A 12498-nucleotide genomic window follows, 5' to 3' on the forward strand; every position below is an offset into this window, starting at 1 on the left:
CGCCGTCAGCCCATCGGGGGAAGCCGGGGGAGGGTGGTGCCGGGGGCGTGGCGCAGGCCGTCGCCGGTGGAGCGGCCGGAGAGCCACGCGGTCAGCGCGCGGACCGGGCCCTCGACGGTCAGGGCCGGGGTGCCGGTGCCGATCACGGCGCGGTCCTCGGTGTCGTCGGCGACCAGCTCCACGGCGGGCAGGCCGGCCTCCCCGGCCAGTTCCTCGGCGAGCCCGCGGAACCGGCTGACCGCGAACTCCTGCGGCCAGTGCGCCGGGGTGTAGCCGCCGTCCAGGTCGACGTGGTGGAACTCCAGCTCCACCACGCGCTTGCCCGGGATGTCGAAGGCCGGGAAGACGTAGCCGGAGCGGTGCCTGACCCCGACGGCCCAGGCCTCGGGGTCCATCAGCGCGGCGGCCGCCAGGAAGCGCTCGTGGGACTCCCGCAGGTCGGCGAGCTGGACCTCCAGCGGGCGCGTCGCGTCGCGCTCGATGTCCTGGTCGCGGGCCTCGTTGCTGGCGTACTGGGGGACGTCGGTGCCGGTGCGGGCGCCGGTCAGCAGGTTGACCAGGGAGTCGGCGTTGCGGGCGAGGTGGGCCAGCACGTGGCCGCGGGTCCAGCCGGGCAGCGCGGAGGGCTCGGCGAGGGCCTCGGGCTTCAGCTCGGCCGCGGTGTGCAGCAGGTGCCGGGTGCTCTCCTCGACCCGGGCCAGGTGCCGGGCGGCGGCTGCGGCGGCGGAGTGCGGGTCGGTCGGCTGCGGGTCGGTCATCGAATCCGCCTTCTGTGACGAGAGGGTGCGTTGCCCGTGGGGGCTTCGCTCGTTGACCATGTGACGCTACCGCCGGATCGGGGCTCTGAGCAGGGGGTTTTCGGCTATGCGCGCCGTGCGGGTACGGACGGCCCCGGGGTGGCCCTCACTCGTTCGGGTGGTCTCCGCTGGACAGAGTCGATATTCGAACGTCTGAGCTATAGGCTGGCTGCCGCATCCTGGAAGAAGTACAGATACTCACCGCAAGCCCTCTCGCCCCGGAGAAAGGCGCCAGAAGCAGTGGCCGACCGCCTCATCGTCCGCGGTGCTCGCGAGCACAACCTCAAGAACGTCTCGCTCGACCTGCCCCGCGACTCCCTCATCGTCTTCACGGGCCTCTCCGGCTCCGGCAAGTCCTCGCTCGCCTTCGACACGATCTTCGCCGAGGGCCAGCGCCGCTACGTCGAGTCGCTGTCCTCCTACGCCCGCCAGTTCCTCGGGCAGATGGACAAGCCCGACGTGGACTTCATCGAGGGCCTCTCCCCGGCCGTCTCGATCGACCAGAAGTCCACCAACCGCAACCCCCGTTCGACCGTCGGCACCATCACCGAGGTCTACGACTACCTGCGCCTGCTGTTCGCCCGGATCGGCAAGCCGCACTGTCCGCACTGCGGCCGGCCGATCGCCAAGCAGTCGCCGCAGGCGATCGTGGACAAGGTGCTGGAGCTCGCCGAGGGCACCCGCTTCCAGGTGCTGAGCCCGGTGGTGCGCGAGCGCAAGGGCGAGTTCGTCGACCTCTTCGCCGACCTCCAGTCCAAGGGCTACTCCCGCGCCCGCGTCGACGGCGGGACGATCCAGCTCGCCGAGCCGCCGAAGCTCAAGAAGCAGGAGAAGCACACCATCGAGGTGGTGATCGACCGCCTGACCGTCAAGGACAGCGCCAAGCGGCGGCTCACCGACTCGGTGGAGACGGCCCTGCGCCTGTCCGGCGGCATGGTCGTGCTCGACTTCGTCGACCTCCCCGAGGACGACCCGGAGCGCGAGCGGATGTACTCCGAGCACCTCTACTGCCCGTACGACGACGTGTCGTTCGAGGAGCTGGAGCCGCGCTCGTTCTCCTTCAACTCGCCGTTCGGCGCCTGCCCGGACTGCTCGGGCCTGGGCAACCGGATGGAGGTCGACCCGGAGCTGGTCGTGCCCGACGTCGAGCGCTCGCTGGACGAGGGCGCGATCCACCCGTGGTCGGCCGGGCACGCCAAGGAGTACTTCCAGCGCCTGATCGACGCGCTCGCCGGGGAGCTCGGCTTCCGCACCGACATCCCCTGGGCCGGGCTGCCCGCCCGGGCCAGGAAGGCGCTGCTGTACGGGCACAAGCACCAGGTGGAGGTCCGCTACCGCAACCGCTTCGGCCGGGAGCGCTCGTACAGCACCGGCTTCGAGGGCGCGATCCCGTTCATCCAGCGCCGGCACACCGAGGCGGAGAGCGACAGCAGCCGCGAGCGCTTCGAGGGCTACATGCGCGAGGTGCCCTGCCCGACCTGCCAGGGCACCCGGCTCAAGCCGGTGGTGCTCGCGGTCACCGTCGAGGGCAGGTCGATCGCCGATGTCTCCTCGATGTCGATCAGCGACTGCTCCGAGTTCCTGGGCGCGATGAAGCTGAACGCCCGGGACAAGCAGATCGCCGAGCGGGTCCTCAAGGAGGTCAACGAGCGGCTGCGCTTCCTGGTCGACGTCGGCCTGGACTACCTCTCGCTCGACCGCGCGGCCGGCACCCTGTCCGGCGGCGAGGCCCAGCGCATCCGGCTGGCCACCCAGATCGGCTCCGGCCTGGTCGGCGTGCTGTACGTGCTGGACGAGCCGTCCATCGGCCTGCACCAGCGGGACAACCACCGGCTGATCGAGACGCTGGTGCGGCTGCGCGACATCGGCAACACCCTGATCGTCGTCGAGCACGACGAGGACACCATCAAGACCGCGGACTGGGTGGTCGACATCGGCCCGGGCGCCGGCGAGCACGGCGGCAAGGTGGTGCACTCCGGCTCGCTGAAGCAGCTGCTCACCAACAAGGAGTCGCTGACCGGCCAGTACCTCTCCGGCAAGCGGTCCATCCCGATCCCGGCCTCCCGCCGCGAGCGGGACAAGAAGCGCCAGCTGACCGTCCACGGCGCCCGCGAGCACAACCTCAAGGACGTCACGGTCGGCTTCCCGCTGGGCACCTTCACCGCGATCACCGGCGTCTCCGGCTCCGGCAAGTCGACGCTGGTCAACGACATCCTGTACACCCACCTCGCGCGGGAGCTGAACGGCGCCCGCAGCGTGCCCGGCCGGCACACCCGGATCACCGGCACCGACCAGGTGGACAAGGTGGTGCACGTCGACCAGTCGCCGATCGGCCGCACCCCGCGCTCCAACCCGGCCACCTACACCGGCGTGTTCGACCACGTCCGCCGGCTCTTCGCGGAGACGCAGGAGGCCAAGGTCCGCGGCTACCTGCCCGGCCGGTTCTCCTTCAACGTCAAGGGCGGCCGCTGCGAGAACTGCTCGGGCGACGGCACCATCAAGATCGAGATGAACTTCCTGCCGGACGTCTACGTGCCGTGCGAGGTCTGCCACGGCGCCCGGTACAACCGGGAGACGCTGGAGGTCCACTACAAGGGCAGGTCCATCGCCGAGGTGCTGGACATGCCGATCGAGGAGGCCCTGGACTTCTTCGAGGCCGTCCCGGCGATCGCCCGGCACCTGCGCACGCTCAACGACGTCGGCCTCGGCTACGTCCGGCTCGGCCAGTCCGCGCCCACCCTCTCCGGCGGTGAGGCGCAGCGCGTCAAGCTCGCCTCGGAGCTCCAGAAGCGCTCCACCGGGCGGACGGTCTACGTGCTGGACGAGCCCACCACCGGCCTGCACTTCGAGGACATCAGCAAGCTGATCAAGGTGCTCAGCGGGCTGGTGGACAAGGGCAACACGGTGATCGTCATCGAGCACAACCTCGATGTGATCAAGACCGCCGACTGGGTCGTCGACATGGGCCCCGAGGGCGGCTCCGGCGGCGGCACGGTGGTCGCCGAGGGCACCCCGGAGCAGATCGCCGCCGTCCCGGAGAGCCACACCGGCAAGTTCCTGCGGGACATCCTGCCGGCCGACTTCACGGACGCCCCGGTCGCCGCCCCGGCGAAGAGGGCGCCGCGCAAGCGCGCGGCCGCCGCGAAGAAGTAGTCCCGTCCGGCCACCCCGCCGCTCCCCGCCGCCGCACCCCGGGCGGCCCGGGAGCGGCGGGGTGGCGCGGCATAGAATTCCGTGGTCCCTCGCCGCAGCAGCAACCGTAGGAGCACACCGATGTCCGAGGCCCCCGAGACCAGCCCCACCGCCTCCCGCCGCACCCTGCTCTGCGGGGCCGCGGCCGTCCTGGCGGCCGGCGGCACCGTGGCGGTCACCGGGTGCAGCTCCTCCTCATCCTCCGGCAGCAGCGCCCCCAAGGGCCCGGTCGACCTCGGCCCGGCCTCGGCCGTGCCGGAGGGCGGCGGCAAGGTCTACCGCGAGCAGAAGATCGTGGTGACCCAGCCCACGGCCGGCCAGTACAAGGCGTTCAACGCCCGGTGCACCCACGCCGGCTGCCTGGTGGACCAGGTGAAGAACAACCAGATCCAGTGCCCCTGCCACGGCAGCCGCTTCGCCATCACCGACGGCGCCGTGCAGGACGGACCGGCCCCCTCCCCGCTGCCCGCCTACACCGTCACGGTCGAGGGCGGCAACCTCAAGGTGACCCCGAGCTGACCCAGTTGACCGCCTTCCGACCGCCACGGTCCTCCCCGACGATCTCCGCCCCGCGGCCCCGGCCCCACTCGGTACGGTGGACCCATGGCTGACCCGAGCACCTACCGCCCCGCGCCCGGTGCGATCCCGACCTCCCCCGGCGTCTACCGGTTCCGCGACGCCCACGGCCGGGTCATCTACGTCGGGAAGGCCAAGAGCCTGCGGCCGCGCCTGTCGTCCTACTTCCAGGACCTGGCCGGTCTGCACCCGCGCACCGCGACGATGGTCACCACCGCCGCCTCGGTGGAGTGGACCGTGGTCGGCACCGAGGTCGAGGCGCTCCAGCTGGAGTACTCCTGGATCAAGGAGTTCGACCCGCGGTTCAACGTCAAGTACCGCGACGACAAGAGCTATCCGGAACTCGCCGTCACCCTCGACGAGGAGTACCCGCGGGTCCAGGTGATGCGCGGGGCGCACAAGAAGGGCGTGCGCTACTTCGGCCCGTACGGGCACGCCTGGGCGATCCGCGAGACGGTCGACCTGCTGCTGCGCGTCTTCCCCGTCCGCACCTGCTCCAACGGCGTCTTCAAGCGCGCCCGCCAGGTCGGCCGGCCCTGCCTGCTCGGCTACATCGGCAAGTGCGCCGCGCCCTGCGTCGGCAAGGTCTCGGCGGACGAACACCGCGCGCTGGCCGAGGACTTCTGCGACTTCATGGCCGGGCGCACCGGCAACTACCTGCGCCGGCTGGAAGAACAGATGCGGGAGGCCGCCGAGGAACTGGAGTACGAGAAGGCGGCCCGGCTGCGGGACGACATCGGTGCCCTCAAGCGCGCGATGGAGAAGAACGCCATCGTGCTCGCCGACGCCACCGACGCCGACCTGCTGGCCCTCGCCGAGGACGAGCTCGAAGCCGCCGTGCAGATCTTCCACGTCCGCGGCGGCCGGGTGCGCGGCCAGCGCGGCTGGGTCACCGACAAGGTCGAGGACGTCGACACCGCCGGCCTGGTCGAGCACGCCCTCCAGCAGCTCTACGGCGGCGGCGAGTCCGTCCCCCGCGAGGTGCTCGTCCCCGCCCTGCCCGACCCGGCGGAGCCGGTCCGCGAGTGGCTGAGCGGCCTGCGCGGCAGCCAGGTCGACCTGCGCGTCCCCCAGCGCGGCGACAAGAAGGACCTGATGGCCACCGTGCAGCGCAACGCCCAGCAGGCGCTCGCACTGCACAAGACCAAGCGCGCCTCCGACCTCACCACCCGCAGCCGCGCCCTCCAGGAGATCGCCGACGCGCTGCAGCTGGACTCCGTCCCGCTGCGCATCGAGTGCTACGACATCTCCCACCTCCAGGGCGAGGACGTGGTCGCCTCCATGGTCGTCTTCGAGGACGGCCTGGCCCGCAAGAGCGAGTACCGGCGCTTCCAGATCAAGGGCTTCGAGGGCCAGGACGACGTCCGCTCGATGCACGAGGTGATCGGCCGGCGCTTCCGCCGCTACCTCCAGGAGCGCGAGCAGACCGGCGAGTGGGCCGTCCCGGAGGAGGACGACACCGGCACCGGCCCGGGCGGCGGCACCGACCCGGACACCGGTACCGGCGGCACCCGGGACGAGGACGGCCGCCCCAAGCGCTTCGCCTACCCGCCGCAGCTGCTGGTCGTCGACGGCGGGCAGCCGCAGGTCGCCGCCGCCAAGCGCGCCCTGGACGAGCTCGGCATCGACGACGTCGCGCTGTGCGGCCTGGCCAAGCGCCTGGAGGAGGTCTGGCTGCCCGGCGAGGACGACCCGGTGGTGCTGCCCCGCTCCAGCGAGGGCCTCTACCTGCTCCAGCGGGTCCGCGACGAGGCGCACCGCTTCGCGATCAGCTATCAGCGCAACAAGCGTTCCAAGCGACTCACCGCCGGGGAACTGGACTCCGTCCCGGGCCTCGGCGAGACTCGCCGCCGGGCGCTGCTCAAGCACTTCGGCTCGCTGAAGAAGCTCCGGGCCGCCACCGTGGACGAGCTCTGCGAGGTACCCGGCATCGGACGCCGCACCGCGCAGACTGTTGCGGAGGCGTTGTCGTCCCGTACACCCGTCGCACCCGCGGTCAACACCGCGACCGGCGAGATCATCGAGGACGGGGCCGAGCAGGCCGCCGAGCCGGTGGCAGCAGCACCCCAGACCGCACCATCCCAGGAGACGCCATGACGGCCGACGCCGCCCGTCAGCCGGTGTGCCCCGGCCCCGCCCGCCTGCCCGGGCCGGGGAAGGGCGGCCGAGCCGTACGCGTTCTCCCCAGCAGAAAGACCGAGAGCGGGGAACCGAAGTGACCGTGTCAGACGTGGCCGAGAACGCGCCGGAGCTGGTGATCATCTCCGGGATGTCCGGAGCCGGCCGCTCCACCGCGGCCAAGTGCCTGGAGGACCTCGGCTGGTTCGTGGTGGACAACCTGCCGCCGGCCCTGATTCCTACCATGGTCGACCTGGGCGCGCGCTCCCAGGGCAACGTCGCCAGGATCGGCGTGGTCGTGGACGTCCGCGGCCGGCAGTTCTTCGACGACCTGCTCACCTCGCTGGACGAGCTGGAGAAGCGCGGGGTCCGGCTCCGGGTCGTCTTCCTGGACTCCTCCGACGAGGCGCTGGTGCGCCGCTTCGAGAGCGTCCGCCGCCCGCACCCGCTGCAGGCCGACGGCCGGATCGTGGACGGCATCGCCCAGGAGCGCGACCTGCTGCGCGACCTGCGCGGCGAGGCCGACCTGGTGATCGACACCTCCAACCTCAACGTGCACCAGCTGCGCGCCAAGCTGGACGCCCAGTTCGCCGACCACGACGAGCCCGAGCTGCGCGCCACCGTGATGTCCTTCGGATTCAAGTACGGCCTGCCGGTCGACGCCGACCTCGTCGTGGACTGCCGCTTCCTGCCCAACCCGCACTGGGTGCCCGAACTGCGGGCCCGCACCGGCACCGACGCGGACGTCGCCGACTACGTCTTCCAGCAGCCCGGAGCCAACGAGTTCCTGGACGGTTACGCCCAGCTCCTGCGCATCATCACCGAGGGATACCGCCGCGAGGGGAAGCGCTACATGACGCTTGCCGTAGGCTGCACCGGTGGCAAGCACCGCAGCGTCGCCATGTCCGAGCGTCTGACCAAGCGTCTCATCGCCGACGGAGTCGAGACGGTGCTCGTCCACCGTGACATGGGACGGGAGTAACCGCCGCCTCCCTGCCGGGCCCGCCGGCGGAGCGGTCGGCGGGCCGAGGAACGCGAGGTGAGTGTGGCGGGATACGTGCCCGGGCGACAGCCGCAGAGCAGGACCGGTGACCGGGCGGGCAGCCCGGCCCGGCCCACGGCGCCGGGCCGTCCCCGCAGCAGCCCCGCCCGCGCCAATCCGGCGCCCAGGATCACCGCGCTCGGCGGCGGGCAGGGCCTGTCCGCCTCGCTGTCGGCGCTGCGCCGGCTCACCAGCGACCTCACCGCGGTGGTCACCGTCGCCGACGACGGCGGCTCCAGCGGCCGGCTGCGCGAGGAGCTGGGCGTGCTGCCCCCGGGCGACCTGCGCAAGGCGCTGGCCGCGCTGTGCGGGGACGACGACTGGGGCCGCACCTGGTCCGAGGTGATCCAGCAGCGCTTCACCGGCAACGGCGAGCTCGGCGGCCACGCGGTGGGCAACCTGCTGATCGTCGCGCTCTGGGAGAAGCTGGGCGACCCGGTGGCGGCACTGGACTGGGTCGGCCGGCTGCTCAACGTGCAGGGCCGGGTGCTGCCGATGTCGGCGGTGCCGCTGGACATCGAGGCGACCGTCCGCGGCCACGACCCGCTGCGGCCCGGCGAGGTCACGGCCGTGCGCGGCCAGGCCGACGTCGCGGTGACCCCGGGCACCGTGCAGTCGATCCGGCTGCTGCCGGACGAGCCGCCCGCCGTCCCGGAGGCGGTCACCGCCGTCCGGGAGGCGGACTGGGTGGTGCTCGGCCCCGGCTCCTGGTTCACCAGCGTGCTGCCGCACCTGCTGGTGCCCGAGCTGGCCGCGGCGCTCACCGAGACCCGCGCCCGCCGCCTGCTCACCCTGAACCTGGCCCCCCAGCCGGGGGAGACCGAGGGCTTCACGCCGCAGCGTCACCTGGAGGTCATCGCCGACCACGCTCCGGACCTCGCCGTGGATGCGATCCTGGTGGACGAGCGCGCCGTCACCGGCGGGGCCTTCGGCCAGGCCGACCTGGACGGACTGGAGAAGGCCGCCGAGCGGATGGGAGCGGCTCTGGTGCTCGGCTCGGTGGCCCGCGCCGACGGGACGCCGCGACACGACCCCGAGCTGTTGGCGGCAGCGTACGACCGGATTTTCCGGACACATGGAAGGATCGGGCCATGGCGATGACTCCAGCGGTGAAGGACGAGATCAGCCGGCTCCCGGTCACCCGGGCCTGCTGTCGCAAGGCGGAGGTGTCGGCGATCCTGCGGTTCGCGGGCGGGCTGCACATCGTGAGCGGCCGCATCGTGATCGAGGCGGAGCTCGACACCGGAGCGGCGGCACGGCGGCTGCGCAAGGACCTGCTGGAGATCTTCGGGCACTCCTCGGACCTGGTGGTGATGGCCCCCGGCGGACTGCGCCGGGGCAGCCGCTTCGTGGTCCGGGTGGTCAAGGACGGCGAGCTGCTGGCGCGCCAGACCGGGCTCGTGGACGGCCGAGGCCGTCCGATCCGGGGCCTGCCCCCGGCGGTCGTCTCCGGGGCCACCTGCGATGCCGAGGCGGCCTGGCGCGGGGCCTTCCTGGCGCACGGCTCGCTCACCGAGCCGGGCCGCTCCTCCTCGCTGGAGATCACCTGCCCCGGCTCGGAGGCCGCCCTCGCCCTGGTCGGCGCCGCCCGCCGGCTCGGCATCCCGGCCAAGGCCCGCGAGGTGCGCGGCGTCGACCGGGTGGTGATCCGCGACGGCGACGCGATCGGCGCCCTGCTGACCCGGCTCGGCGCGCACGAGTCGGTGCTCGCCTGGGAGGAGCGCCGGATGCGGCGCGAGGTGCGCGCCACCGCCAACCGGCTGGCCAACTTCGACGACGCCAACCTGCGCCGCTCGGCCCGCGCCGCGGTGGCGGCCGGCGCCCGGGTGGCCCGCGCGCTGGAGATCCTCGGCGACGAGGTGCCCGAGCACCTGGCCGCGGCCGGCCAGCTGCGGATGCAGCACAAGCAGGCCTCGCTGGAGGAGCTGGGCGCGCTCGCCGACCCGCCGCTGACCAAGGACGCGGTGGCCGGGCGGATCCGCCGCCTGCTGGCGATGGCCGACAAGCGGGCCTCCGAGCTCGGCCTGCCGAGCACCGAGGCCAGCCTCACCGACGAGATGGCGATGAACTGACCGGGATGGCGATGAGCTGACGCCCACGCTCACGCTCCGTGATCACGACAGGCCGGTGCCCGGACTTCCGGGCGCCGGCCGCGGTCGTTTCCGGACAGCCCCGGCACTCCCGAATTGGTAGAGACCACTGACCTGGGACCAACTGCCCGGCGGGCCAGGGCCGGACGGCCTGAAATGGGGTTTGGGGCACGCCACGCCCGGTCTCACCAGGCGGCGCGATGTGCCGTCCCAGGCCCCGGAGGGGTAGGGTCATAGGCGGTCGGGGACTTCCCAAATCTCATCCCGCCGGGCCTCGCGCCCGGCGTACCTAACGAGGAGATCGGTTCGTGACGATCCGGGTAGGCATCAACGGCTTCGGCCGCATCGGCCGCAACTTCTTCCGCGCGGTCAAGGCCCAGGGCGCGGACATCGAGATCGTCGGTGTCAACGACCTCACCGACACGAAGACCCTGGCTCACCTGCTCAAGTACGACACCACCCTGGGTACCCTCCAGGCCGAGGTCTCGCACACCGAGGACAGCATCACCGTCGACGGCCACACCTTCAAGGTGACCGCCGAGCGTGACCCCGCGAACCTTCCGTGGGCCGCCCTGGGCGCCGACATCGTCGTCGAGTCCACCGGCATCTTCACCAAGGCCGAGGCCGCGAAGAAGCACCTCGCCGCCGGCGCGAAGAAGGTCATCATCTCGGCGCCCGCCACCGACGAGGACGTCACCATCGTCCTGGGTGTCAACGACGAGAAGTACGACGCCGCCAACCACCACATCATCTCCAACGCCTCCTGCACCACCAACTGTGTGGCGCCGATGGCGAAGGTGCTGAACGAGAGCTTCGGCATCGTCAAGGGTCTGATGACCACCGTCCACGCGTTCACCAACGACCAGGTGACCCTGGACTTCCCGCACAAGGACCTGCGCCGTGCTCGTGCGGCCTCGCAGAACATCATCCCGACCTCGACCGGTGCCGCCAAGGCGACCGCCCTGGTCCTGCCGGAGCTGAAGGGCAAGCTGGACGGCACCTCGCTGCGCGTCCCGGTCCCGACCGGCTCCATCACCGACCTGGTCGTCACCCTGGAGCGCGAGGTCACCAAGGACGAGGTCAACGCCGCCTTCCAGAAGGCCGCGCAGGAGGGCCCGCTCAAGGGCATCCTGGCCTACACCGAGGACCCGATCGTCTCCTCGGACATCGTGAACGACCCGGCCTCGTGCATCTTCGACAGCCAGCTCACCATGGTCCAGGGCAACCAGGTCAAGGTGCTCGGCTGGTACGACAACGAGTGGGGCTACTCGAACCGCGTCGTCGACCTGGTCACCCTCGTCGGCGGGCAGCTCTGACGTTGCGGGAGCTGACGTGATGTAGGGGCGAGGGCCCGGACGGCGTACGGTGCCGACCGGGCCCTCGTTCCGCGCTCAAGGACTTCTCAGGCGGCCCCTGCGCCGTGCCGCCTCACTGCGCATCAACCATCTCCCCAGGAGAAACCGAATCCCCGTGAAGACCATCGAAGAGCTCATCGAAGCCGGTGTCGAAGGCAAGCGCGTCTTCGTGCGCGCCGACCTGAACGTGCCGCTGGACGGCGACACGATCACCGACGACGGCCGCATCCGCGCCGTCGCGCCGACCATCGCCAAGCTGGCCGCGGCCGGTGCGAAGGTCGTCGTCGCCTCGCACCTCGGCCGCCCCAAGGGCGAGCCGGAGTCGCGGTTCTCGCTCGCCCCGGTGGCCGGGCGCCTCGGCGAGATCCTCGGCAAGGACGTCGCCTTCGCCACCGACACCGTCGGCGACAGTGCCACGGCCACCGCCGCCGCGCTGGCGAACGGCGAGGTCGCGCTGCTGGAGAACCTGCGCTTCAACGCGGGCGAGACCAGCAAGGACGACGCCGAGCGCAAGGCCTTCGCCGAGCAGCTGGCCGCGCTGGCCGACCTGTACGTGGGCGACGGCTTCGGCGCCGTGCACCGCAAGCACGCCTCGGTCTACGACCTGCCGGCCCTGCTGCCGCACGCCGCGGGCGACCTGATCGCCACCGAGGTCGGCGTGCTGAAGAAGCTCACCGAGGACGTCGCCCGCCCGTACGTGGTGGTCCTCGGCGGTGCCAAGGTCTCCGACAAGCTCGGTGTGATCGACAACCTGCTGAAGAAGGCCGACCGGATCCTGATCGGCGGCGGCATGGCGTACACCTTCCTCAAGGCCAAGGGCCACGAGGTCGGCATCTCGCTGCTGCAGGAGGACCAGGTCCCGACCGTCCTCGGCTACCTGGCCGAGGCCGAGCAGCGGGGCGTCGAGTTCGTGCTGCCGACGGATGTCCTGGTCTCCGCCGAGTTCCCGGACCTCAAGACGAAGGCCCCGGCGAACCCCACGACCGTCGATGCCGACGCCATCCCGGCCGACCAGGAGGGCCTGGACATCGGCCCGAAGACCCGCGAGCTGTACGCGGCCAAGCTGGCCGACGCGGGCACGGTGTTCTGGAACGGCCCGATGGGCGTCTTCGAGCACCCGGACTACGCGAACGGCACCAAGGCCGTCGCGCAGGCCCTGCTCGACAGCGACGCGTTCACCGTGGTCGGCGGCGGCGACTCCGCCGCGGCCGTCCGCATCCTGGGCTTCGACGAGAACGCCTTTGGACACATTTCGACCGGCGGCGGCGCCAGCCTCGAGTACCTGGAGGGCAAGACCCTCCCCGGTCTCGCCGCACTGGAGGACTGAC

General features: G+C 71.7%; 9 protein-coding genes. 8 read left to right on the top strand and 1 reads right to left on the bottom strand.

From position 1 onward, the window contains the following. Window positions 1-5: 5 nt before the first annotated feature. On the bottom strand, window positions 6-758 hold the full coding sequence (locus ACFVVA_RS04490) for a maleylpyruvate isomerase family mycothiol-dependent enzyme (protein ID WP_387685617.1): 753 nt from the start codon (window positions 756-758) through the stop codon (window positions 6-8). A gap of 279 nt (window positions 759-1037) precedes the next feature. On the opposite strand from ACFVVA_RS04490, the gene uvrA reads away from it, so the two are divergent. The 8 genes from uvrA (at window position 1038) to ACFVVA_RS04530 (ending at window position 12497) form a co-directional block, all read left to right on the top strand. After that, window positions 1038-3950 (top strand): excinuclease ABC subunit UvrA, encoded by a 2913-nt coding sequence (gene uvrA, locus ACFVVA_RS04495; protein WP_359912911.1) that lies wholly within the window; start codon window positions 1038-1040, stop codon window positions 3948-3950. A gap of 120 nt (window positions 3951-4070) precedes the next feature. Further along, window positions 4071-4508, top strand: coding sequence for a Rieske (2Fe-2S) protein (locus ACFVVA_RS04500; RefSeq protein ID WP_387685619.1), 438 nt, complete (start codon window positions 4071-4073; stop codon window positions 4506-4508). A gap of 84 nt (window positions 4509-4592) precedes the next feature. Then, window positions 4593-6662 carry an excinuclease ABC subunit UvrC gene (gene uvrC, locus ACFVVA_RS04505; protein ID WP_387685621.1) on the top strand — a complete coding sequence of 690 codons (2070 nt, stop codon included), beginning with the start codon at window positions 4593-4595 and terminating at the stop codon, window positions 6660-6662. Window positions 6663-6780: 118 nt separating this feature from the next. Continuing rightward, window positions 6781-7665 carry an RNase adapter RapZ gene (gene rapZ / locus ACFVVA_RS04510; RefSeq protein WP_359912919.1) on the top strand — a complete coding sequence of 295 codons (885 nt, stop codon included), beginning with the start codon at window positions 6781-6783 and terminating at the stop codon, window positions 7663-7665. A gap of 63 nt (window positions 7666-7728) precedes the next feature. Next, entirely contained in the window at window positions 7729-8826 is a 1098-nt protein-coding gene (yvcK, locus tag ACFVVA_RS04515; protein WP_380548970.1) for a uridine diphosphate-N-acetylglucosamine-binding protein YvcK, read from the top strand. Continuing rightward, window positions 8817-9797, top strand: coding sequence for a DNA-binding protein WhiA (whiA, locus tag ACFVVA_RS04520; RefSeq protein ID WP_049649611.1), 981 nt, complete (start codon window positions 8817-8819; stop codon window positions 9795-9797). Before yvcK ends, whiA begins: the two co-directional genes overlap by 10 nt. A 326-nt stretch (window positions 9798-10123) precedes the next feature. Beyond that, a complete protein-coding gene (gene gap, locus ACFVVA_RS04525) occupies window positions 10124-11131 on the top strand; it encodes a type I glyceraldehyde-3-phosphate dehydrogenase (protein ID WP_387685624.1) in 1008 nt (335 codons plus the stop codon). Window positions 11132-11285: 154 nt separating this feature from the next. Then, window positions 11286-12497 (top strand): phosphoglycerate kinase, encoded by a 1212-nt coding sequence (locus tag ACFVVA_RS04530; protein WP_387685626.1) that lies wholly within the window; start codon window positions 11286-11288, stop codon window positions 12495-12497. Window position 12498: the final 1 nt, after the last annotated feature.

The organism is Kitasatospora sp. NPDC058048, from assembly GCF_042885555.1.
Taxonomy (GTDB): Bacteria; Actinomycetota; Actinomycetes; order Streptomycetales; family Streptomycetaceae; genus Kitasatospora; species Kitasatospora lactacystinica.